The organism is Enterobacter sp. V89_11 (genome assembly GCF_029967775.1).
GTDB lineage: Bacteria > Pseudomonadota > Gammaproteobacteria > Enterobacterales > Enterobacteriaceae > Enterobacter > Enterobacter ludwigii.
In genome coordinates this window covers 21,946-45,645 of record NZ_JASCAN010000005.1, presented here as the reverse complement: position 1 = coordinate 45,645, position 23,700 = coordinate 21,946, and the positions used below count along the sequence as shown (strand labels likewise).

21 protein-coding genes are annotated in these 23,700 nt (G+C 53.0%); 15 read left to right on the top strand and 6 right to left on the bottom strand.

Annotated features, from left to right (window positions below; all coding sequences use genetic code 11):
* Window positions 1-5 precede the first annotated feature (5 nt).
* Together btuF and mtnN are read right to left on the bottom strand one after the other, a co-directional pair.
* Window positions 6-806 carry a vitamin B12 ABC transporter substrate-binding protein BtuF gene (gene btuF, locus QLG09_RS05065; protein WP_020882611.1) on the bottom strand — a complete coding sequence of 267 codons (801 nt, stop codon included), beginning with the start codon at window positions 804-806 and terminating at the stop codon, window positions 6-8.
* The gene (gene mtnN / locus QLG09_RS05060; protein ID WP_282488759.1) at window positions 799-1,497 is read right to left on the bottom strand and encodes a 5'-methylthioadenosine/S-adenosylhomocysteine nucleosidase; all 699 of its coding nucleotides are present in this window, start codon (window positions 1,495-1,497) and stop codon (window positions 799-801) included. Before mtnN ends, btuF begins: the two co-directional genes overlap by 8 nt.
* An 82-nt stretch (window positions 1,498-1,579) precedes the next feature.
* On the opposite strand from mtnN, the gene dgt reads away from it, so the two are divergent.
* From dgt to cdaR, 3 genes are all read left to right on the top strand, one after another.
* Window positions 1,580-3,094 (top strand): dGTPase, encoded by a 1,515-nt coding sequence (gene dgt / locus QLG09_RS05055; protein ID WP_149376205.1) that lies wholly within the window; start codon window positions 1,580-1,582, stop codon window positions 3,092-3,094.
* Window positions 3,095-3,225: 131 nt separating this feature from the next.
* The gene (degP, locus tag QLG09_RS05050) at window positions 3,226-4,662 is read left to right on the top strand and encodes a serine endoprotease DegP (protein WP_032679638.1); all 1,437 of its coding nucleotides are present in this window, start codon (window positions 3,226-3,228) and stop codon (window positions 4,660-4,662) included.
* A gap of 154 nt (window positions 4,663-4,816) precedes the next feature.
* Entirely contained in the window at window positions 4,817-5,974 is a 1,158-nt protein-coding gene (gene cdaR / locus QLG09_RS05045; protein ID WP_020882613.1) for a DNA-binding transcriptional regulator CdaR, read from the top strand.
* Window positions 5,975-6,064: 90 nt separating this feature from the next.
* Here cdaR and QLG09_RS05040 read toward each other — a convergent pair whose 3' ends face one another.
* The 4 genes from QLG09_RS05040 to map form a co-directional block, all read right to left on the bottom strand.
* A complete protein-coding gene (locus tag QLG09_RS05040; protein ID WP_014168696.1) occupies window positions 6,065-6,451 on the bottom strand; it encodes a DUF3461 family protein in 387 nt (128 codons plus the stop codon).
* A gap of 111 nt (window positions 6,452-6,562) precedes the next feature.
* Window positions 6,563-7,387, bottom strand: coding sequence for a 2,3,4,5-tetrahydropyridine-2,6-dicarboxylate N-succinyltransferase (gene dapD, locus QLG09_RS05035; protein WP_020882614.1), 825 nt, complete (start codon window positions 7,385-7,387; stop codon window positions 6,563-6,565).
* A 32-nt stretch (window positions 7,388-7,419) separates the two neighbouring features.
* Window positions 7,420-10,095, bottom strand: coding sequence for a bifunctional uridylyltransferase/uridylyl-removing protein GlnD (gene glnD / locus QLG09_RS05030; protein WP_020882615.1), 2,676 nt, complete (start codon window positions 10,093-10,095; stop codon window positions 7,420-7,422).
* Window positions 10,096-10,158: 63 nt separating this feature from the next.
* Window positions 10,159-10,953, bottom strand: a complete 795-nt coding sequence (map, locus tag QLG09_RS05025) for a type I methionyl aminopeptidase (protein WP_014168699.1) — start codon at window positions 10,951-10,953, stop codon at window positions 10,159-10,161.
* Window positions 10,954-11,274: 321 nt separating this feature from the next.
* On the opposite strand from map, the gene rpsB reads away from it, so the two are divergent.
* The 12 genes from rpsB (at window position 11,275) to fabZ (ending at window position 23,697) form a co-directional block, all read left to right on the top strand.
* Window positions 11,275-12,000, top strand: coding sequence for a 30S ribosomal protein S2 (gene rpsB, locus QLG09_RS05020; protein ID WP_003856207.1), 726 nt, complete (start codon window positions 11,275-11,277; stop codon window positions 11,998-12,000).
* 117 nt (window positions 12,001-12,117) lie between these two features.
* Window positions 12,118-12,969, top strand: a complete 852-nt coding sequence (tsf, locus tag QLG09_RS05015; protein WP_008501911.1) for a translation elongation factor Ts — start codon at window positions 12,118-12,120, stop codon at window positions 12,967-12,969.
* 150 nt (window positions 12,970-13,119) lie between these two features.
* A complete protein-coding gene (pyrH, locus tag QLG09_RS05010) occupies window positions 13,120-13,845 on the top strand; it encodes a UMP kinase (RefSeq protein WP_003856194.1) in 726 nt (241 codons plus the stop codon).
* Between the two features lie 166 nt (window positions 13,846-14,011).
* Window positions 14,012-14,569 carry a ribosome recycling factor gene (gene frr, locus QLG09_RS05005; protein WP_014168702.1) on the top strand — a complete coding sequence of 186 codons (558 nt, stop codon included), beginning with the start codon at window positions 14,012-14,014 and terminating at the stop codon, window positions 14,567-14,569.
* Window positions 14,570-14,664: 95 nt separating this feature from the next.
* A complete protein-coding gene (gene ispC, locus QLG09_RS05000) occupies window positions 14,665-15,864 on the top strand; it encodes a 1-deoxy-D-xylulose-5-phosphate reductoisomerase (protein WP_020882617.1) in 1,200 nt (399 codons plus the stop codon).
* A 186-nt stretch (window positions 15,865-16,050) separates the two neighbouring features.
* On the top strand, window positions 16,051-16,809 hold the full coding sequence (gene ispU / locus QLG09_RS04995; RefSeq protein ID WP_014168704.1) for a (2E,6E)-farnesyl-diphosphate-specific ditrans,polycis-undecaprenyl-diphosphate synthase: 759 nt from the start codon (window positions 16,051-16,053) through the stop codon (window positions 16,807-16,809).
* A gap of 12 nt (window positions 16,810-16,821) precedes the next feature.
* The gene (gene cdsA, locus QLG09_RS04990; RefSeq protein ID WP_032679640.1) at window positions 16,822-17,679 is read left to right on the top strand and encodes a phosphatidate cytidylyltransferase; all 858 of its coding nucleotides are present in this window, start codon (window positions 16,822-16,824) and stop codon (window positions 17,677-17,679) included.
* 11 nt (window positions 17,680-17,690) lie between these two features.
* On the top strand, window positions 17,691-19,043 hold the full coding sequence (gene rseP / locus QLG09_RS04985) for a sigma E protease regulator RseP (protein WP_020882618.1): 1,353 nt from the start codon (window positions 17,691-17,693) through the stop codon (window positions 19,041-19,043).
* A 31-nt stretch (window positions 19,044-19,074) separates the two neighbouring features.
* The gene (gene bamA / locus QLG09_RS04980) at window positions 19,075-21,492 is read left to right on the top strand and encodes an outer membrane protein assembly factor BamA (RefSeq protein WP_014168707.1); all 2,418 of its coding nucleotides are present in this window, start codon (window positions 19,075-19,077) and stop codon (window positions 21,490-21,492) included.
* A 122-nt stretch (window positions 21,493-21,614) separates the two neighbouring features.
* Complete coding sequence (skp, locus tag QLG09_RS04975; protein WP_020882619.1) at window positions 21,615-22,109, top strand: molecular chaperone Skp; 495 nt, start codon at window positions 21,615-21,617, stop codon at window positions 22,107-22,109.
* A 3-nt stretch (window positions 22,110-22,112) separates the two neighbouring features.
* Entirely contained in the window at window positions 22,113-23,138 is a 1,026-nt protein-coding gene (lpxD, locus tag QLG09_RS04970; protein ID WP_014168709.1) for a UDP-3-O-(3-hydroxymyristoyl)glucosamine N-acyltransferase, read from the top strand.
* Window positions 23,139-23,241: 103 nt separating this feature from the next.
* Window positions 23,242-23,697: a 3-hydroxyacyl-ACP dehydratase FabZ gene (gene fabZ, locus QLG09_RS04965; RefSeq protein WP_010426706.1), complete on the top strand. Its 456-nt coding sequence runs from the start codon at window positions 23,242-23,244 to the stop codon at window positions 23,695-23,697.
* The last annotated feature ends 3 nt before the right edge of the window (window positions 23,698-23,700 follow it).

The window sequence follows — 23,700 nt, the reverse complement described above, 5'->3', positions numbered from 1 at the left end:
TGTAGTTAGTGACTCTCTGCCAGCGCGGCACAGAGCTGTTTTGCGGCGAGGATAATACGCGGGCTGGCGCGTTCAAACCAGTCACTGGTGAGGGGGATCACCGGTATTTTTAGCTGACGTTGCCAGAATTGTTCAATTTTAGGAATCTCGCTCGCATTTCCGACCACCACGATGGCCTGTGGCTGGCGTGCGAGCACCTGTTCCCGGCTGACCTGAGGCCACGGCACCCGGCTGGCTGCAAAGATGTTTTCACCGCCGCAGATTTCCAGCACCTGATTCTGAATGGATCCTTTCCCGGTGGTGAACAGCGGCTGGCTGCCAAATTGCAGGAAGATGCGTTTTTTGACGGGGACATCGTAGCGGGATTTCAGCGCGGCATAGTCGCTGAGCATCTGTTTCGCGGCATTCTCGGCTTTTGCTGGGGTAGGGCTGTAGGGGGCCAGAGAACGCAGTGCCTGAGCGACCTGCTCAATGCTCACCGCATCAATCCACATCACCTTGATCCCAAGCGAGGAGAGCTGGTTGACCTGCCGCTCGGCGTTACCGCCGCGCCAGGCGAGCACGAGATCGGGTTTAAGCGCCACGATGCGCTCAATGTTCATCCCTTGCCAGGTCGCCACCTGTTCAATATGGGCCGCTTGCGGAGGGTAATCCGAAAAGCTGCTCACCCCGACAGGCGTGATCCCGGCGGCAAAGGCCAGTTCAGTGTTTGCCGGAGAGAGCGTAATCACACGCGGCGCGGCAAATAGCCATGCCGGTGCGAGAAAAAGCAGGGCGACCAGCGCCCTGATGTATGGGTTACCCACGAGCCAGTTTCTGCACCATGCGCTCCACCATCACGGTGGACTGTTTTGCCGCAACGGTCAGGAACTCGTCGAAGCTGATATGAGACTGCTGGTCAGCCACGTCGGAGATGGCGCGAACCACCACGAACGGAACGTTGAAGTTATGGCAAACGTGAGCAATGGCGGTCGCTTCCATTTCAACCGCAACGGCCTGAGGGAAGTTATGACGAATTTTCGCCAGGCCGACGGAGCCATTGATGAACGCATCACCGCTGACGATCAGGCCGCGTACCGCGTTGAGGTTCAGCTCAGCGATGCAGCTTTCAGCCGCCGCAATCAGTTTGTCATCGGCTTTAAACCCGGCCGGGCAACCCGGAAGCTGACCGTATTCGTAGCCGAATGCGGTAACGTCTGCATCGTGGTAACGCGCTTCATCGGAAACAACGATATCACCCACTTTCAGCGTCGACGCCAGGCCGCCTGCAGAACCGGTGTTAATGATAACGTCCGGCTTGCAGCGTTCGAGCAGCAGGGTCGCGCCCAGCGCAGCAGCAACCTTACCGATGCCTGATTTCAGCAGAGCGACGTCAACGCCATTCAACTGGCCGGTATAGATCTCACAGCCACCGAGGGAGAGAGTCTGACGGTTCTCAATTTTGTCACGCAGCAGCGTAACTTCTTCTTCCATTGCACCAATAATGCCGATTTTCATAGATTTACTCGCGATGTGCCTTGTTAAGATGCATAGTCTATCATGCGGTTAAGAGGAAACGCATTCTCACGCGGGGGAGCACATGTCACCAATCGATTTTCGCACCAAAATTAACTGGCACCGACGTTTCCGTTCGCCGCAGGGCGACAAGAGCGAGCATGAGATCCTGCGTATCTTCGAAAGCGATCGCGGGCGGATCATAAACTCGCCGGCAATCCGTCGTTTACAGCAAAAAACCCAGGTGTTTCCGCTTGAACGTAACGCTGCGGTGCGCACGCGCTTAACGCATTCTATGGAAGTTCAGCAGGTTGGCCGCTATATTGCCAAAGAGATTTTAAGCCGTCTCAAAGAGCAGCAGCTTCTCGAAACCTATGGGCTGAATGAGCTGACTGGGCCGTTTGAGAGCATCGTTGAGATGGCCTGCCTGATGCATGACATCGGTAACCCGCCCTTTGGTCATTTTGGTGAAGCCGCCATAAATGACTGGTTTAAACAGCGGCTTTATCCTGCTGATGCGGTAAGCCAGCCTCTGAGCGATGACCGCTGCCTGGTGCGGGATTTACGCCTGCGCGAAGGTGAAGATGCGCTGAACGACCTGCGGCGTAAAGTCCGTCACGACCTCTGTCACTTCGAAGGCAATGCGCAGGGGATCCGGCTGGTACACTCCCTGATGCGTATGAACCTGACCTGGGCACAGGTGGGGTGCATCCTGAAATATACGCGACCGGCCTGGTGGATGGGCGAGACGCCCGCGTCGCACAGTTATTTGATGAAAAAGCCGGGCTATTATCTTTCTGAAGAAGCCTATATTGAGCGCCTGCGTAAAGAACTTTCTCTGACACCAAACGGCCGTTTCCCCTTAACCTGGATTATGGAAGCTGCCGACGACATTTCATATTGTGTTGCCGACCTGGAAGACGCCGTTGAGAAAAGAATATTCAGCGTCGAAGAACTTTATCAGCATCTTTATGAGGCCTGGGGAACGCATGAAAAAGGCTCGCTGTTTGCTCAGGTTGTCGAAAATGCCTGGGAGAAATCGCGTTCAAATACATTAAGCCGCAGCACGGAAGATCAGTTCTTTATGTATTTACGGGTCAATACATTAAATAAACTGGTGCCTTATGCCGCCTCGCGCTTTATTGACAACCTGCCGTTAATTTATAGCGGCGAATTCAACCATGCGTTGCTGGAAGATGACAGCAGCTTTAGCCAGCTTCTTGAGCTCTATAAAAACGTGGCCGTGCGTCATGTTTTCAGCCATCCGGATGTCGAACAGCTTGAGCTGCAGGGATACAGGGTTATCAGTGGGTTACTCGAAATCTATCGGCCTCTGCTGCAGTTATCCGTCGACGAGTTCAGCGAGCTGGTGGAAAAAGAGCGCGTGCGGCGAATACCGATCGAATCCCGGCTTTATCAGAAGCTTTCAACCCGCCACCGTCTGGCTTATGTCGAAGCCATCGGCAAGCTGGATCGTCAGTCGTCCCAGTGGCCGGTGCTGGAATATTATTATCGCTGCCGTCTTATCCAGGACTATATCAGCGGGATGACAGATTTGTATGCCTGGGATGAATACCGCAAGCTCATGGCGGTGGAATAAGCACGGAGTTTTGTAAAGACGGCCAATAAATTTTTACCTTTTCCATAAACTTATGGCCGGAACTAAGCGGTATAAAATGAATCTGAGTTACACAGCAATTTTGCGTTATCTGTAAATCGAGATTAAGACACATGAAAAAAACCACATTAGCAATGAGTGCACTGGCTCTGAGTTTAGGTTTAGCGCTGTCTCCTCTGACTGCTACTGCAGCTGAGACCGCATCGTCGGCAGCGACCGCGCAGCAGATGCCAAGCCTGGCACCGATGCTCGAAAAAGTGATGCCATCGGTGGTGAGTATTAACGTTGAGGGCAGCACAACCGTCAATACGCCGCGTATGCCGCGTAACTTCCAGCAGTTCTTTGGTGATAACTCACCTTTCTGCCAGGACGGTTCGCCATTCCAGAGCTCCCCGTTCTGTCAGGGCGGTGGTGCAGGGGATGACACCCAGGGGGGTGGCCAGCAGCAGAAATTCATGGCGCTTGGCTCGGGTGTGATTATCGATGCGGCGAAAGGCTACGTCGTGACCAACAACCACGTTGTTGATAACGCCAACAGCATTAAGGTTCAGCTGAGCGACGGGCGTAAATTTGATGCCAAAGTGGTCGGGAAAGACCCGCGCTCCGATATCGCGTTGATCCAGATTCAGGATCCGAAAAACCTGACGGCGATTAAAATTGCCGACTCCGATGCGCTGCGTGTCGGTGATTATACCGTCGCTATCGGTAACCCGTTCGGTCTGGGTGAAACCGTAACCTCGGGGATTGTTTCCGCGCTGGGTCGTAGCGGCCTCAACGCCGAAAACTATGAAAACTTCATCCAGACGGATGCCGCCATCAACCGGGGTAACTCCGGCGGTGCGCTGGTGAACCTGAACGGTGAGCTGATTGGTATCAACACCGCGATCCTTGCACCAGACGGCGGCAATATCGGGATCGGCTTTGCTATCCCAAGTAACATGGTGAAAAACCTGACCGCGCAGATGGTGCAGTATGGCCAGGTGAAACGCGGTGAACTGGGGATTCTGGGTACCGAACTGAATTCCGAACTGGCTAAGGCGATGAAAGTTGACGCCCAGCGCGGCGCATTTGTCAGCCAGGTGATGCCGAACTCCTCCGCGGCGAAAGCGGGCATTAAAGCAGGTGATGTCATCACCTCCCTGAACGGGAAACCTATCAGCAGCTTTGCCGCGCTGCGTGCTGAAGTGGGCTCCATGCCGATTGGCAGCAAAGTCACCCTCGGCCTGCTGCGTGACGGTAAACCGGTTAACGTGAGCCTGGAACTGCAGCAGAGCAGCCAGAATCAGGTTGATTCCAGCACCATCTTCAGCGGCATTGAAGGTGCCGAGATGAGCAATAAAGGTCAGGACAAAGGCGTTGTGGTGAACAACGTTAAAGCGAACAGCCCGGCTGCGCGCATTGGCCTGAAAAAAGGCGATGTGATCATGGGTGCGAACCAGCAGCCAGTGAAAAACATTGCTGAACTGCGCAAAATTCTGGACAGCAAACCTTCCGTGCTGGCGTTGAATATTCAGCGTGGTGATACCTCAATTTACCTGCTGATGCAGTAATCCTCTCAGGCCCCTGTTTCAGATGAGCAGGGGCTTTTCACCTTTCTGTGACCTTTTCCACAACTCCATACTTCTCCCTTTCACTTTGTGCATTCGCACAATGCAGCGGTAGCTGAACTTCCCTATGCTTGAGCTCTGCTCACAGGAGGGTTACATGGCTGGCTGGCATCTCGATACCAAAATGGCGCAGGATATTGTGGCACGCACCATGCGCATCATTGATACCAATATCAACGTAATGGATGCCCGTGGGCGCATTATTGGCAGTGGCGATCGTGAGCGTATTGGGGAATTGCACGAAGGGGCGCTGCTGGTGCTCTCCCAGGGGCGGGTGGTGGACATCGACGATGCGGTGGCGAAACACCTGCACGGTGTTCGTCAGGGTATCAATTTACCGCTGCGTCTTGAGGGGGAAATTGTTGGCGTTATCGGCCTGACCGGCGAGCCGGAGTCGCTGCGAAAATATGGCGAACTGGTCTGTATGACGGCGGAGATGATGCTTGAGCAGTCGCGCCTGATGCATCTGCTCGCCCAGGACAGCCGTCTGCGTGAAGAGCTGGTGATGAACCTGATTCAGGCGGATGAGCATACCCCTGCACTCAATGAATGGGCGCAGCGCCTGGGAATCGATCTGAATCAACCGCGCGTCGTGGCGGTAATTGAGGTGGACAGCGGCCAGCTTGGCGTCGACAGTGCGATGGCTGAGCTGCAGCAGCTGCAAAATGCGCTGGCGACACCGGAACGCGATAACCTGGTGGCGATTGTCTCTCTGACGGAAATGGTGGTGCTCAAGCCCGCGCTGAACGCGTTCGGGCGCTGGGATGCAGAAGATCATCGTCGTCGCGTGGAGCAGTTGATAGCCCGCATGAAGGAGAATGGTCAGCTTCGTTTTCGCGTCGCGCTGGGCAATTACTTCACCGGTCCGGGCAGTATTGCCCGTTCCTGGCGTACTGCCCGCACCACCATGATGGTGGGTAAGCAGCGGATGCCGGAAAGCCGCAGTTATTTCTACCAGGATCTGATGCTGCCGGTACTGCTCGACAGCCTGCGCGGTGGCTGGCAGGCCAATGAGCTGGCACGTCCGTTAGCGCGCCTGAAGGCGATGGACAATAACGGTCTGCTGCGTCGGACGCTGCAGGCGTGGTTCCGTCATAACGTACAGCCGCTGGCAACGTCGAAAGCGTTGTTTATACATCGCAATACGCTGGAATATCGACTGAACCGGATTTCGGAGCTGACAGGGCTGGATCTGGGGAGCTTTGACGACAGGCTGCTGCTTTATGTGGCGTTACAGCTCGATGAGCAGAGATGAGTGAAATACGGCCTGATGTCCTTACTCCATCCCTTTCCACGGGAGAGGGCGCAAACACTAAAACGGCAATCAAAGATTGCCGTTTTAAGTTTATTTCCGGGTAAGCTTTTCAAGATCCGCTTCGATTTCGCTAATCTTGTTGGTGACTACGCTTTCAAGGTGACGCAGATCGTCGAGGATCTTACGTTTGAGATCGACTTCAGTGCGGTCGCGCTGACAGATCTGATCGAGTTCATCGATCACATAGCGCAGATTAGGGCTGATTTCCTGAACTTCTTTGTATCCCTGTCCTACACCGTCAGCGACGACGGTCTTACGCTGGCGTGGATATTTAAACTTCACGCTCTTGGCGAAAAACTCTCCTTTGTCCTTGTGAAAATAGATTTTCAGAATGTCGTTATTAGCTTCCTGGCGAAGGCTGTAACGATCAATTTCATCAGGATTGGTAATGCCCAGACTTTTCAGATTATCGTACATAGCGGTACCCTTGATCTCAACATAACCTTTGAATAATTAACGAAAAAATCTATTTTCGCCACCCTCAGATATGAAAAAAGCGGGGTGGCCCCCGCTTTTTGTTATATCCGATTAATCGATGGTGCGCAGCAACTCATTGATGCCCACCTTACCGCGGGTTTTCGCATCAACTTTTTTCACGATAACCGCACAGTACAGGCTGTACTTGCCATCTTTTGACGGCAGGTTGCCGGAGACCACAACGGAACCGGCCGGCACGCGACCGTAGTGAATTTCACCGGTCTCACGATCGTAAATACGGGTACTCTGACCGATGTAAACGCCCATCGAGATAACGGAGCCTTCCTCAACGATCACGCCTTCCACCACTTCAGAGCGCGCGCCGATGAAGCAGTTATCTTCGATGATGGTTGGGTTAGCCTGCAGTGGCTCCAGTACACCACCGATACCCACGCCGCCGGACAGGTGAACGTTTTTACCGATCTGCGCGCAGGAGCCGACGGTTGCCCAGGTATCCACCATGGAGCCTTCGTCTACGTAAGCACCGATGTTAACGTAGGAGGGCATCAGCACGGTGTTACGCGCGATGAACGCACCCTGACGTACGGCCGCTGGCGGTACTACGCGGAAGCCTTCTTTCTGGAAGCGAGCTTCGTCGTAGTCAGCGAATTTCATAGGGACTTTATCGAAGTAGCGGCTTTCTGCTCCGTCGATAACCTGGTTATCATTGATACGGAAAGAGAGCAGCACGGCTTTCTTCAGCCATTGATGAGTTACCCACTGACCGTCGATTTTTTCTGCTACACGTAGCGCGCCGGAATCCAGCAGAGAAATAACCTGATTAACCGCTTCACGGGTAACGGTATCCACATTTGCCGGAGTAATCTCGGCGCGACGCTCAAAAGCGGACTCAATAACGTTCTGTAACTGCTGCATTGTTTACTCTTTCCATTTCACTAAAAAACACGTCACCCTTTATCGTTTGGATTGAGGGCTGCTGTCAACCGTTGTTGCACTTCAAGTTGCAGGTCATTATTAAGGGCACGCCGGTCGGCGGTGGCGATTATAAATAAATCTTCTACTCGTTCGCCAATGGTTGTAATTCTGGCCCCGTGAAGCGAAATTCCCAGATCGGCAAAAACCTGGCCGACGCGGGCGAGCAGCCCTGGCTGGTCGAGCGCGATCAGCTCCAGGAACGATTTACGATCGGTGTGGGTCGGCAGGAAATTGACCTCGGTATCGACGGTAAAGTGGCGTAATTTCGACGGCTGACGACGCGGCTGCGGTGGCTGCCAGCTGCGCTGGGTGATCGCCTGTTCCAGGCCAAAACGTATCCCTTCATGGCGGTCCGACGACAGCGGGCTTCCGTCTGGCTCCAGCACAATAAAGGTGTCCATCGCCATGCCGTCCCGGGTGGTGAAAATCTGCGCGTCGTGAACGCTCAGGTTACGCCTGTCCAGTTCGGCACAAACCGCAGCAAACAGATAAGGCCGATCCGGACTCCAGATAAAGATCTCGGTACCGCCGCGCGTGGCCTGCGGACTGAGGAGGATCATCGGCTGCGATAAATCATGCTGAAGCAGATGTCGCGCATGCCAGGCAAGCTGGTTTGGGCTGTGGCGGACAAAATAGTTGGCACGACAGCGCGCCCAAATCTGATGCAGCGCTTCTTCATCAATGTTATCCATCCGCAACAGCGCCAGCGCCTGCAGCTGATGATGGCGTACACGCTCGCGCATGTCCGGGGTGTTTTGCATCCCGCGGCGCAGCTGTTTTTCGGTGGCAAAGTACAACTCGCGCAACAGGCTTTGCTTCCAGCTGTTCCACAGCGTTTCGTTGGTGGCACAAATATCGGCTACCGTCAGGCAGACCAGATAGCGCAGGCGGTTTTCCGTCTGAACCTCTTCTGCAAACTGCTTGATGACCTCCGGATCCTGAATGTCACGACGCTGCGCGGTGACGGACATCAGCAGGTGGTGGCGTACCAGCCAGGCAACCAGCTGCGTCTCGCGAGAGTTCAGTCCATGCAGTTCGGCAAATTTCAGCACGTCCTGCGCGCCGAGCACCGAGTGGTCACCGCCGCGACCTTTGGCGATGTCGTGGAACAGGGCGGCAATCAGGATCAGTTCCGGGTGGGTAAGACGTGGCCACAGTTCGACGCACAGTGGGTGACGTGAGCGTGTCTCTTCTCTGGCAAAGCTCTCCAGCTTGAGCATGACGCGGATCGTGTGTTCATCCACCGTATAGGCGTGGAACAGATCGAACTGCATCTGCCCGACGATATGTGACCACTGCGGCATATAGGCCCACAGCACGCTGTGGCGATGCATCGGCAGAAGCCCTCGGCTGACGGCACCCGGATGGCGCAACATACTGAGAAAAAGGGATCGGGCTTCCGGGATATAGCACAGTGGCTGCGTCAGATGACGGCGCGCATGGCGCAGATGACGCAGCGTTGTGGAGTAGATCCCGGTGATCGTGCTGTTGCGAACCATGGTGTAGAACATCCGCAGGATCGCTTCCGGCTCACGGATAAACAGCGTTTCGTCGCGCAGATCGATAAGCGTGCCGCGCAGCTGGAATTCATCATCGATCGGCCGCGGTTTTTCGTCCGCCGTCAGGGCCAGGATCGCTTCGTCGAACAGCTGCAGCAGCATCTGGTTCAGTTCAGTGACGCGACGGGTAACGCGGAAGAAATCCTTCATCATGTGCTCAACCGGTTCGTTACCTTCACCGCGGTAGTTGAGGCGCTGCGCCACGCTGAGCTGACGGTCAAACAGCAGACGGTTATCGTAGCGGCTAAGCTCGAGATGCAGGGCAAAACGGATCCGCCAGAGCAGGTGTAGACACTCATTCAGCTCGTTTCGCTCAGCCTCGGTTAAAAAGCCGAAGCCAACCATCTCGTCCATTGAGGTGGCGCCAAAGTGGCGGCGGGCCACCCACTGCAGCGTGTGAATGTCGCGCAGTCCGCCCGGACTGCTTTTTATATCCGGCTCCAGGTTATAGCTGGTGCCGTGGTAGCGCTGGTGACGCTGATTCTGCTCCTCGACCTTCGCGGCGAAGAATTTTTCTGAAGGCCAGAAGCCGTCGCTGAAAATGTGTTTTTGCAGCTCCAGGAACAACGCAACGTCGCCAATCAACAGGCGGGTTTCAATCAGGTTGGTGGCGACGGTCAGGTCAGATAATCCTTCGAGCAGGCACTCTTCCAGCGTGCGCACGCTGTGGCCCACTTCAAGCTTTACATCCCACAGCAGCGTCAGCAGTTCACCAATTTTCTGCGCCTGTTCATCCGGCAGTTTTTTGCGGCTTAAAATCAGTAAGTCGATATCGGAAAGCGGATGAAGCTCACCGCGGCCATAGCCCCCGACGGCGACCAGTGCCACGTCACTGATCTGCCCAAACCCGTAATCAATCCACAGACGCTGCAGGAGCTGGTCGATAAACTCGGTGCGAGCTTCAATGAGCTGCTCCGCGGAGATACCGGCATCAAATGCGCTTCCGAGCCAGCGCTGGAAGACATCCATATGCGCCTTGATACCGGCGCAGGTGAGATCCTGCTGGGGCCAGACGCCCGGGTTATCGGGCTGGTCGGGTAGGGTGGGAAGTGCTGTGTTAGCATACTGTTCGGGTAAAAGATTACTCATCGTGCGCCACCCATAAGAAAAAGCTATAGCCATTAAAAAAGCCGGCATCTGCCGGCTTTTTTATCATTCATCGTGCGTGAGTATCGCCGGGATGGTGTCATCCTTGCGCAACGTCATAATTTCGCAGCCGTTGTCTGTTACCACAATAGTATGCTCGTACTGTGCAGACAAGCTTCTGTCTTTGGTTTTCACCGTCCAGCCATCTTTCATGGTGCGGATGCGGTAATCACCGGCGTTGACCATCGGCTCGATGGTGAACGTCATGCCTTTTTGCAGTACTACGCCGCCGTCATCCGCATCATAGTGCAGAACCTGTGGCTCTTCGTGGAAGACACGGCCAATGCCGTGGCCGCAGTATTCACGCACAACGGAGAAACCTTCCGCTTCAACGAATTTCTGGATAGCGGCCCCAATGGTGCGCAGGCGAATGCCGGGTTTAACCATTTTCAGCGCCAGGTAGAGGCTTTCTTGCGTCACTTTGCACAGACGCTCGCCCAGAATCGTCGGCTTGCCCACGATGAACATCTTAGAGGTGTCACCGTGGTAGTCATCTTTAATGACCGTCACGTCGATGTTGACGATGTCGCCATCTTTGAGCAGTTTTTCGTTGTCCGGAATACCGTGACAAACCACTTCGTTAATCGAAATGCAGACGGATTTCGGGAAACCATGGTAGCCAAGGCAGGCGGAGACCGCGTGCTGCTCATTGACGATATAGTCGTTACAAATGCGGTCCAGTTCACCCGTGCTCACGCCCGGCTTCACGTACGGCTCGATCATTTCCAGCACGTCTGCGGCCAGACGACCGGCGACGCGCATCTTTTCAATTTCTTCAGGTGTCTTAATAGAGATAGCCATGTAATCTGTCCATCAGTGTCGATTTTTTCGACAATACTAGTCTAAGTGTCGTTAATGGTATCAGTCAGGCGCACCCCGTGCCAAATTGAGAATCATTAACAGCACACTCGGCCAACAACTGTTGGTTTCTGGTCGTGTTTTGTGGTATAAAGCGCGCCGGACTTCCGATCCATTTCAGATACACAGGCTGGACGGAAGCGACAAATCTCACTTTGTGTAACAACACACACGTATCGGCACATATTCCGGGGTGCCCTTCGGGGTCGGTAATATGGGATACGTGGAGGCATAACCCCAACTTTTAATATAGAGGTTTTAAACATGGCAACTGTTTCCATGCGCGACATGCTCAAGGCTGGTGTTCACTTCGGTCACCAGACCCGTTACTGGAACCCGAAAATGAAGCCTTTCATCTTCGGCGCACGTAACAAAGTTCACATCATCAACCTTGAGAAAACTGTACCAATGTTCAACGAAGCCCTGGCTGAGCTGAACAAGATCTCTTCCCGTAAAGGTAAGATTCTGTTCGTTGGTACTAAGCGCGCTGCAAGCGAAGCTGTGAAAGATGCTGCTAACAGCTGCGATCAGTTCTTCGTGAACCATCGCTGGTTGGGCGGCATGCTGACTAACTGGAAAACCGTTCGTCAGTCCATCAAGCGCCTGAAAGATCTGGAAACCCAGTCTCAGGACGGTACTTTCGACAAGCTGACTAAGAAAGAAGCGCTGATGCGCACTCGTGAACTGGACAAGCTGGAAAACAGCCTGGGCGGTATCAAAGATATGGGCGGCCTGCCAGACGCGCTGTTCGTAATCGATGCAGACCACGAGCACATCGCAATCAAAGAAGCTAACAACCTGGGTATCCCGGTATTCGCTATCGTTGATACCAACTCCGATCCGGACGGTGTTGACTTCGTTATCCCGGGTAACGACGACGCAATCCGTGCTGTTAGCCTGTACCTGAGCGCTGTAGCTGCTACCGTTCGTGAAGGCCGTTCCCAGGATCTGGCTTCTCAGGCGGAAGAAAGCTTCGTAGAAGCTGAATAATAAGGTTTCACCCCTTATTAGTACCGTGTATGAATAGGGGCCAATTATCGGCCCCTTTTTTCAATTTACACTGTTTGGCCGCAGGCCGGGCAGTTCACATCTCCCGAGGATTTAAGAATGGCTGAAATTACCGCATCCCTGGTAAAAGAGCTGCGCGAGCGTACTGGCGCAGGCATGATGGATTGCAAAAAAGCGCTGACTGAAGCGAACGGCGACATCGAGCTGGCAATCGAAAACATGCGTAAATCCGGTGCGATCAAAGCAGCTAAAAAAGCAGGCAACGTTGCTGCTGACGGCGTGATCATCACTAAGATCGACGGCAACTACGGCATCATCCTGGAAGTTAACTGCCAGACTGACTTCGTTGCTAAAGATGGTGGTTTCCAGGCATTTGCTAACAAAGTTCTGGACGCAGCTGTTGCGGGCAAAATCACTGACGTTGAAGTTCTGAAAGCACAGTTCGAAGAAGAACGTGTTGCTCTGGTTGCTAAAATCGGTGAGAACATCAACATCCGTCGTGTTGCTTCTCTGGAAGGCGACGTTCTGGGTTCATACCAGCACGGTGCACGTATCGGTGTTCTGGTTGCGGCTAAAGGCGCTGATGAAGAGCTGGTTAAACAGCTGGCTATGCACATCGCTGCAAGCAAACCAGAATTCGTTAAGCCAGAAGACGTGTCTGCTGAAGTGGTAGAGAAAGAGTACCAGGTTCAGCTGGACATCGCGATGCAGTCTGGTAAGCCAAAAGAAATCGCAGAGAAAATGGTTGAAGGCCGCATGAAGAAATTCACCGGCGAAGTTTCTCTGACTGGCCAGCCATTCGTTATGGATCCAAGCAAGTCTGTTGCTCAGCTGCTGAAAGAGCACAACGCTGACGTGACTGGCTTCATCCGCTTCGAAGTGGGCGAAGGCATCGAGAAAGTTGAGACTGACTTCGCAGCAGAAGTTGCTGCAATGTCCAAGCAGTCTTAATGATTGAAAAGGAGCCGCCTGAGGGCGGCTTCTTTTTGTCACCCGTCACACGAAATCAGACAGGCTCCAGTATCCCTGTGCTGATATGCGACATATCATGTCGCCAGAATTAACCCCCATCTTAATCGTTGACAGTCTCAGGAAAGAAACATGGCTACCAATGCAAAACCCGTGTACAAACGCATTCTGCTTAAGCTGAGTGGCGAAGCGCTGCAGGGATCGGAAGGCTTCGGTATTGACGCAAGCATCCTTGACCGCATGGCACAGGAAATCAAAGAACTGGTCGAACTGGGTATTCAGGTTGGCGTGGTCATTGGCGGTGGCAACCTTTTCCGTGGTGCTGGTCTGGCGAAAGCGGGGATGAACCGCGTTGTGGGCGACCACATGGGTATGCTGGCAACCGTGATGAATGGCCTGGCAATGCGTGATGCGCTTCATCGCGCCTATGTGAACGCCCGCCTGATGTCCGCAATCCCATTGAATGGCGTCTGCGATAACTACAGCTGGGCAGAGGCGATTAGCCTGCTGCGCAACAACCGCGTGGTGATCCTCTCCGCCGGTACGGGTAACCCGTTCTTTACTACCGATTCCGCTGCCTGCCTGCGCGGTATCGAGATCGAAGCCGATGTGGTTCTGAAAGCGACCAAAGTGGATGGCGTGTTTACTGCCGACCCGGCAAAAGATCCGTCTGCCACCATGTACGATCAGCTGAGCTACAGCGAAGTGCTGGAAAAAGAGCTGAAAGTGATGGATCTTGCCGCCTTTACGCTGGCTCGTGACCACAAACTGCCGATCCGTGTCTTCAACATGAACAAACCTGGCGCACTGCGTCGCGTGGTCATGGGTGAAAAAGAAGGCACTTTGATCACGGAATAATTTCCGTCGGCGATAAATACAGGTAAGATTCCGCTTTATTTTGTAGTGGTATCTTACCTGGGCGCGCCTTTGGCGTTGTCAGAATTAAACGCGACTATACTTAGCACACCTGTAGCGCTGTGCTGGCGGATAGTCTGCCTGAGACAAGTTTTCAAGGATTCGTAACGTGATTAACGAAATCAGAAAAGATGCTGAAGTACGCATGGAAAAATGCGTAGAAGCGTTCAAAACCCAAATCAGCAAAATCCGTACTGGCCGTGCTTCCCCAAGCCTGCTGGATGGCATCATCGTAGAATACTACGGCACGCCAACGCCACTGCGTCAGCTGGCGAGTGTTACCGTTGAAGATACCCGTACGCTGAAAATCAACGTCTTCGATCGTTCTATGAGCCCAGCGGTTGAGAAAGCGATCATGGCGTCTGACCTGGGTCTGAACCCAAGCTCTGCGGGCGCTGACATTCGCGTTCCACTGCCTCCACTGACTGAAGAACGTCGTAAAGACCTGATCAAAGTTGTTCGTGGTGAAGCTGAGCAGGGTCGCGTATCCGTGCGTAACGTACGTCGTGATGCGAACGATAAACTCAAAGCGCTGCTGAAAGAAAAAGAGATCAGTGAAGATGACGATCGTCGTTCTCAGGACGACATTCAGAAGATGACGGATGCTGCAATCAAGAAAATTGATGCGGCGCTGGCAGATAAAGAAGCGGAACTGATGCAGTTCTGATTTCTGTCGTACACTGATAAACGCCGTTCAGAAGGACTTCGGGTCTTGCTGGCGGCGTTTTGCTTTTATCTGGTCTAACTTTTTTCGGGCATCTCATGAAGCATTTAACACTCCTTGGCTCAACCGGCTCTATCGGTTGCAGCACTCTCGACGTTGTTCGCCATAATCCTGAACATTACACCGTGACCGCGCTGGTGGCCGGTAAGAATGTGCAGCGTATGATCGAACAGTGTCTGGAGTTTACGCCTCGCTATGCGGTTATGGATGACGAAGAGAGCGCCCGCCTGCTCACCGCGCAGTTGCGTGAGAAAGGCTGTCGTACCGAAGTCCTGAGTGGCCAGCAGGCGGCCTGCGACATGGCTGCGCTGGATGAGGTTGATCAGGTCATGGCGGCAATCGTCGGGGCTGCAGGGCTGCTACCGACGCTTGCCGCTATTGATGCCGGTAAAGAGGTTCTGCTGGCTAACAAAGAGTCGCTGGTGACCTGCGGACGTCTCTTTATGGAGGCGGTGAAACAGCGCGGGGCGCGTCTTTTACCGGTCGATAGCGAGCACAACGCGATTTTTCAGAGTTTACCGCAACCTTTTCAACAGAACCTGGGGTACGCTGACCTGGAGCAGAATGGCGTTGTATCGATTTTGCTTACCGGGTCAGGTGGCCCGTTCCGTGAAACGCCACTGTCTGAACTGAGCGCAATGACGCCTGAGCAGGCGTGCCGTCATCCGAACTGGTCAATGGGGCGTAAAATCTCCGTTGACTCCGCCACCATGATGAACAAAGGTCTGGAATACATTGAAGCGCGCTGGCTGTTCAATGCGTCGGCGAAACAGATGGAAGTGCTGATCCACCCGCAATCGGTGATTCACTCGATGGTGCGCTATCAGGATGGCAGCGTCCTTGCGCAACTGGGTGAACCGGACATGCGCACGCCTATCGCGCATGCCATGGCGTGGCCGAATCGGGTGAAGTCCGGGGCGAAACCGCTCGATTTTTGCAAGCTGAGTTCACTGACCTTTAGCGAACCGGACTACGATCGTTATCCGTGTCTGAAGCTTGCGATGAAAGCCTTTGACCAGGGGCAGGCGGCGACGACGGCACTTAATGCAGCTAATGAAATTACCGTTGAGGCATTTCTGAATCAGCAGATCCGCTTTACCGATATTGCGACGTTGAATTTATCGGTACTGGAGATGATGGATTTGCGCGAACCACAAAGCGTGGAAGAGGTGCTGGCGGTGGATGCACAGGCTCGCGTTATTGCACGTAAGCAGGTGACACGCCTCGCAAGCTGGTGATAAAGCAAGCACTAGTGGTTGTGCTATTTGTTAGCGTTGGGCTTCAGTGATATAGTCTGCGCCACCTGATCGCAGGTATTTGACTTTACGTGGTCAGGTAAGCCGTGGTTTGACACGGCTTTTTTATGTATAGGCTTCAGTATTCCTGAGTACCGTTAAATCCTTTTCAGGGACCAAAAACGCGTTATGTTGTCTGCGAATCAACCAATAAGCGAAAACTTGCCAGCTCATGGCTGCCGTCATGTAGCAATCATTATGGATGGCAACGGCCGCTGGGCGAAAAGACAAGGGAAGATACGAGCCTTTGGGCATAAAGCTGGGGCGAAATCTGTTCGCCGCGCCGTTTCTTTTGCCGCCAATAACGGCATTGATGCGTTAACGCTCTATGCTTTTAGCAGTGAAAACTGGAATCGACCGCCGCAGGAAGTGACCGCGTTGATGGAATTGTTTGTGTGGGCGCTCGATAGCGAAGTAAAAAGCCTGCACCGCCACAACGTCCGTCTGCGTATTATCGGCGAAACCAGTCGTTTTAACTCACGTTTGCAGGAACGGATTCGTAAAGCAGAAGCGCTGACTGAAAATAATACCGGTCTGACGCTCAATATCGCGGCGAATTACGGTGGACGCTGGGATATTATCCAGGGCGTTCGGCATCTGGCCGAACAGGTTCAGGAAGGGCTGTTGAGACCCGACCAAATTGATGAAGAGGCGCTGAGTAAGCAAATCTGCATGAATGAACTGGCACCTGTGGATTTGGTAATTAGGACAGGGGGAGAACATCGCATCAGTAACTTTTTGCTGTGGCAAATTGCCTACGCCGAACTTTACTTTACTGATGTTCTTTGGCCCGATTTTGATGAACAAGACTTTGAAGGTGCGCTGCATGCCTTTGCCAATCGAGAGCGTCGTTTCGGCGGCACCGAGCCAGGTGGCGACAAAGCCTGATGGGGGTAGCTTTTGCTGAAGTATCGCCTGATTTCCGCTTTTGTATTAATACCCATTGTCATTGCGGCGCTGTTTTTACTGCCCCCGGTGGGATTCGCTATTTTGACGCTGGTGGTCTGCATGCTCGCCGCGTGGGAATGGGGTCAGTTTAGCGGCTTTACCTCACGCACTCAGCGGGTATGGCTGGCGGTACTCTGTGGCTTTATCCTGGCCCTGATGCTGTTTACCTTGCCTGAATATCACCATGATATTCACCAACCGCTGGTTGCCGGTTCCCTTTGGGTATCGCTGGGCTGGTGGGTTGCCGCGCTGCTGCTGGTGCTTTTTTACCCAGGTTCCGCGGCATTCTGGCGTAATTCAAAAGTGTTGCGTCTTATTTTTGGCCTGCTCACAATTGTTCCTTTTTTCTGGGGTATGGTCGCACTGCGCGCCTGGCACTATGACGAAAACCACTACAGCGGCGCGATCTGGCTGCTTTATGTGATGATTCTCGTCTGGGGGGCTGACTCTGGGGCCTATATGTTTGGTAAACTGTTTGGCAAACATAAACTGGCGCCAAAAGTGTCTCCGGGCAAAACCTGGCAAGGATTCATCGGCGGCCTGTTTACGGCAGCAATCATTTCCTGGGGCTATGGCGTCTGGGCGAATCTGGAAGTGGCACCGTCAATACTGCTGGTGTGCTCTATTTTTGCTGCGCTGGCCTCGGTACTCGGTGATTTAACCGAAAGTATGTTTAAGCGTGAAGCAGGGATTAAGGACAGCGGACACCTGATTCCAGGACATGGCGGTATACTGGATCGCATTGATAGCCTGACAGCGGCTGTTCCAGTGTTTGCGTGCTTGCTTTTACTGGTATTCGGGACGATTTAACGGAAGGTTTTATGCTGAGCATTCTCTGGAATCTGGCGGCGTTCATTGTTGCACTGGGTGTACTGATTACCGTGCATGAATTTGGCCATTTCTGGGTTGCTCGCCGTTGCGGTGTGCGGGTAGAGCGGTTTTCCATCGGTTTTGGTAAATCACTCTGGACGCGCACTGACCGCCACGGCACAGAATTTGTCATCGCTCTTATCCCGCTTGGCGGCTACGTTAAGATGCTCGACGAACGCGTTGAGCCTGTCGCCCCTGAGCTACGACACAGCGCATTCAACAACAAAACCGTTGGACAACGCGCCGCCATCATCGCTGCCGGGCCGGTAGCCAACTTCATCTTTGCTGTTTTCGCCTACTGGCTGGTGTTTATCATCGGCGTGCCTGGCGTGCGTCCGGTTGTGGGTGAAATTGCGCCTGATTCCATCGCGGCGAGTGCGCAAATTACGCCGGGGATGGAACTTAAAGCGATTGATGGCATCGAAACCCCTGATTGGGATGCCGTGCGTCTGCAGCTGGTAGCCAAAATTGGCGATCGGCAGACAACATTCAGCGTGTCGCCGTTTGGTTCTGACCAGCGGCAGGACAAAGTGCTCGATTTACGTCACTGGCGTTTCGAGCCAGACAAAGAAGATCCCGTCTCTGCGCTGGGCATTCGTCCACGCGGTGCGCAGATTGAGCCGGTATTAGCCGAAGTACAGGCAAACTCGGCTGCCAGCAAAGCAGGTTTGCAAGCGGGCGACAGGATCGTTAAAGTCGATGGTCAACCATTAACAGAGTGGATGACCTTTGTTACTCTGGTGCGCGATAATCCGGGCACGTCGCTCGCGCTGGAAGTTGAAAGGCAGGGCAGTCCGCTTTCGCTGACGCTGACTCCGGATACGAAGTCGGTCGGCAAAAAGGCAGAAGGGTTTGCAGGCGTTGTGCCGAAAGTCATCCCGCTGCCAGATGAGTACAAGACAATACGCCAGTATGGGCCGTTCAGCGCCATCCTTGAAGCCACGGATAAAACATGGCAACTGATGAAGCTGACGGTAAACATGTTGGGGAAATTGATAACCGGTGATGTGAAACTGAACAACCTCAGTGGGCCAATTTCAATAGCTCAGGGGGCTGGGATGTCAGCGGAGTTCGGGGTGATTTACTATCTCATGTTTCTTGCGCTCATTAGCGTGAACCTTGGGATAATCAACCTGTTCCCGCTTCCCGTTTTAGACGGGGGTCATCTGCTGTTTTTGGCGATTGAAAAGCTAAAAGGCGGGCCGGTATCCGAGCGAGTTCAAGACTTTAGTTATCGCATTGGCTCGATTTTGCTGGTGCTGTTAATGGGGCTTGCACTTTTCAATGATTTCTCTCGGTTGTAAGAGAGTTAGTTAGGAAGAACGCATAATAACGATGGCGATGAAAAAGTTGCTCATAGCGTCGCTGCTGTTTAGCAGCGCCACCGTATACGGTGCTGACGGGTTCGTAGTGAAAGACATTCATTTCGAAGGCCTTCAGCGTGTCGCCGTTGGTGCGGCCCTCCTCAGTATGCCTGTGCGCCCCGGCGATACGGTTAATGATGATGACATCAGTAACACCATCCGTGCTCTGTTTGCCACTGGCAACTTCGAGGATGTCCGCGTCCTGCGCGATGGTGATACGCTTCTGGTTCAGGTAAAAGAACGTCCGACGATCGCCAGTATCACCTTCTCCGGTAACAAGTCGGTGAAAGATGACATGCTCAAGCAGAACCTTGAAGCATCTGGCGTACGTGTGGGGGAATCCCTGGACCGCACAACCCTTTCAGACATAGAAAAAGGTCTGGAAGATTTCTATTACAGCGTGGGTAAATACAGTGCCAGCGTGAAAGCGGTTGTGACGCCGTTGCCACGTAACCGTGTTGATCTGAAACTGGTCTTCCAGGAAGGTGTTTCTGCGAAGATCCAGCAGATCAACATCGTGGGTAACCACGCGTTCAGCACCGATGAACTGATCTCTACGTTCCAGCTGCGCGACGAAGTGCCATGGTGGAACGTGGTGGGCGATCGTAAATACCAGAAGCAGAAACTGGCGGGCGACCTTGAAACCCTGCGCAGCTACTATCTGGATCGCGGTTATGCCCGTTTCAACATCGACTCGACTCAGGTCAGTCTGACGCCAGACAAGAAAGGCATCTACATTACGATTAACATCACAGAAGGCGATCAGTACAAGCTTTCTGGTGTTGACGTGAGTGGTAACCTGGCAGGCCATTCTGCTGAGATCGAATCGCTGACCAAAATTCAGCCGGGCGAGCTGTATAGCGGGTCTAAAGTGACCAAAATGGAAGACAGCATTAAGAAGCTGCTCGGCCGCTATGGTTATGCTTATCCGCGTGTACAAACTCAGCCTGAAATCAACGACGCGGATAAAACTGTGAAGCTTCACGTTAACGTTGATGCGGGTAACCGTTTCTACGTGCGTAAGATCCGCTTCGAAGGTAATGACACCTCCAAAGATTCCGTCCTGCGTCGCGAGATGCGTCAGATGGAAGGCGCATGGTTAGGTAGCGACCTTGTTGACCAGGGTAAAGAGCGTCTGAACCGTCTGGGCTATTTCGAAACGGTTGATACCGATACCCAGCGTGTTCCGGGCAGCCCGGATCAGGTTGATGTCGTTTATAAAGTCAAAGAGCGTAACACCGGTAGCTTTAACTTCGGTGTGGGCTACGGTACTGAAAGTGGCGTCAGCTTCCAGGTCGGCGTACAGCAGGATAACTGGCTGGGTACGGGTTACTCCGTAGGTATCAACGGTACCAAAAACGACTACCAGACCTACTCTGAGTTCTCTGTTACCAACCCATACTTCACCGTAGATGGTGTGAGCCTGGGCGGTCGTATCTTCTATAACGACTTTAAAGCAGATGACGCGGATCTGTCCTCTTACACCAACAAGAGCTACGGTGTAGATGGCACGCTCGGCTTCCCGGTTAACGAATACAACTCGCTGCGCGCTGGTTTAGGTTACGTGCATAACGACCTGTCCAACATGCAACCGCAGGTGGCGATGTGGCGTTATCTGGACTCTATTGGTCAGTCAACCAGTAAAAATGGGGACAACAACGGCTTTGCTGCTGATGACTTCACCTTCAACTATGGCTGGACCTATAACCGTCTCGACCGCGGTTACTTCCCGACGGAAGGTTCTCGTGTCAACCTGAACGGTAAAGTGACCGTTCCGGGGTCTGATAACGAGTTCTATAAGGTAACGCTGGACACCGCGTCCTACTTCCCAATTGATGACGACCACAAGTGGGTAGTCCTGGGTCGTACCCGTTGGGGCTATGGCGATGGTTTAGGTGGCAAAGAACTGCCATTCTATGAGAACTTCTACGCCGGTGGTTCCAGCACCGTTCGTGGCTTCCAGTCCAACAACATTGGGCCGAAAGCGGTCTATTACGGCGGTAACGACACCGATAACTGTAATAAATCGTCGTCTTCTGAAGTCTGTAGCTCTGATGATGCGGTGGGCGGTAACGCCATGGCCGTTGCCAGCCTGGAGTTCATCACGCCTACGCCGTTCATCAGTGATAAATACGCAAACTCAGTCCGTACATCCATCTTCTGGGATGCCGGTACTGTATGGGATACCAACTGGGAGAATACAGCCCAGATGCGTGCGGCAGGCGTACCAGACTACAGCGATCCGAGCAATATTCGCATGTCTGCAGGTATCGCATTACAATGGATGTCACCGCTGGGGCCGTTGGTCTTCTCTTACGCCCAGCCGTTTAAGAAATACGATGGAGACAAAGCGGAGCAATTCCAGTTTAACATTGGTAAAACCTGGTAATAATCCGCTGCAATGGAATGCGTTGGCAGTGTAGCGCTGACAACTGGCGATCGGTAACACGATCGCCTTGCCACGCAAAGAACGGTACCTTCTGGTGCCAATGGGATGGTAAGGAGTTAATTGTGAAAAAGTGGTTATTAGCTGCAGGTCTCGGTTTAGCGATGGCAACCTCTGCTCAGGCAGCAGACAAAATTGCAATCGTCAACATGGGTAATTTGTTCCAGCAGGTTGCACAGAAAACAGGTGTTTCTGCGACGCTGGAAAACGAATTCAAAGGCCGTGCAAGCGAACTGCAGGGTATGGAAAACGATCTTCAGTCCAAAATGCAGCGTCTGCAGCGTGATGGTTCTACCATGAAAGCGAGCGACCGTAGCAAGCTGGAAAAAGACGTAATGGCTCAGCGTCAGACATTCTCCCAGAAAGCGCAGGCTTTCGAGCAGGATCGTCAGCGTCGTTCTAACGAAGAGCGTGGCAAGCTGGTGACTCGCATTCAGACTGCTGTTAAAGCAGTTGCTGCCGATCAGAGCATCGATCTGGTTGTTGATGCGAATGCCGTTGCTTTCAACAGCAGCGATGTTAAAGACATCACCGCTGATGTTCTGAAACAGGTTAAATAAGTAATGCCTTCAATTCGACTGGCTGATTTAGCTCAGCAGTTGGATGCAGAATTACACGGTGATGGCGATCTCGTCATCACCGCTGTTGCGTCCATGCAATCTGCTAAAGCCGGCACTATTACCTTCATGGTAAGCCCTAAGTACCGTGAGCAACTGGCTCAATGCCAGGCGTCAGCTGTTGTTCTGACGCAGGACGATCTTCCGTTTGCCACTGGAAGCGCGTTGGTAGTGAAAAATCCCTACCTGACGTATGCACGCATGGCACAAATTCTTGATTCCACGCCGCAGCCGGCGCAGGACATTGCTGCCAGTGCAGCGATTGATCCGACGGCTCAGCTTGGTCACAACGTGGCAGTTGGCGCAAATGCCGTTATCGAATCTGGCGTGGTGCTGGGCGATAACGTTGTCATTGGCCCAGGTTGCTTCGTTGGGAAAAATACGAAAATCGGCGCCGGGACCCGTTTATGGGCCAACGTGTCTGTTTACCATGAAGTAGAAATTGGCGAAAATTGCCTCATTCAGTCCAGCACAGTGATTGGTTCTGATGGCTTTGGCTACGCTAACGATCGTGGTAATTGGGTTAAGATCCCACAGCTTGGTCGCGTGATTATCGGCGATCGTGTTGAGATCGGTGCTTGTACCACCATTGACCGTGGTGCACTTGACGATACGATTATTGGCAATGGTGTTATCATCGATAATCAGTGCCAGATTGCGCATAACGTTGTGATTGGCGACAATACCGCGGTTGCGGGTGGCGTTATCATGGCGGGCAGCCTGAAAATTGGCCGTTACTGCATGATCGGCGGTGCGAGCGTGATTAATGGCCATATGGAAATATGCGACAAGGTGACCGTGACAGGAATGGGCATGGTAATGCGTCCTATCACCGAACCTGGCGTCTATTCCTCTGGTATCCCGCTGCAACCCAACAAGGTATGGCGTAAAACAGCTGCTCTGGTGATGAATATTGATGATATGAGCAAGCGACTCAAGTCTCTTGAGCGCAAAATCGATCAACAAGACTAAGCGTTCATCCGTTTAATGCTATATTCCCCGGCCTGTCGGCTTTCTTATAAACCGGCAGGCCGTGTTATTATTTTTATCAGTACATTTTGACAGGAAGAGTATTTTGACTACTGACACTCATACTCTGCATATTGAAGAGATTTTAGAACTTCTGCCGCACCGCTACCCGTTTTTGCTGGTAGACCGTGTGCTGGATTTTGAAGAAGGTCGTTTTCTGCGCGCAGTGAAAAATGTTTCCGTGAACGAGCCGTTCTTCCAGGGACACTTCCCGGGTAAACCTATCTTCCCGGGTGTGTTGATTCTGGAAGCGATGGCACAGGCTACCGGTATTCTTGCGTTTAAAAGCGTGGGCAAACTGGAGCCGGGTGAGCTGTACTACTTCGCGGGTATCGATGAAGCGCGCTTCAAGCGTCCTGTCGTGCCTGGTGATCAGATGATCATGGAAGTCACTTTTGAAAAAACGCGTCGCGGCCTGACTCGCTTCAAAGGCGTAGCTCTGGTTGACGGCAAAGTTGTTTGCGAAGCGACTATGATGTGTGCTCGTAGCCGGGAGTCTTGATAC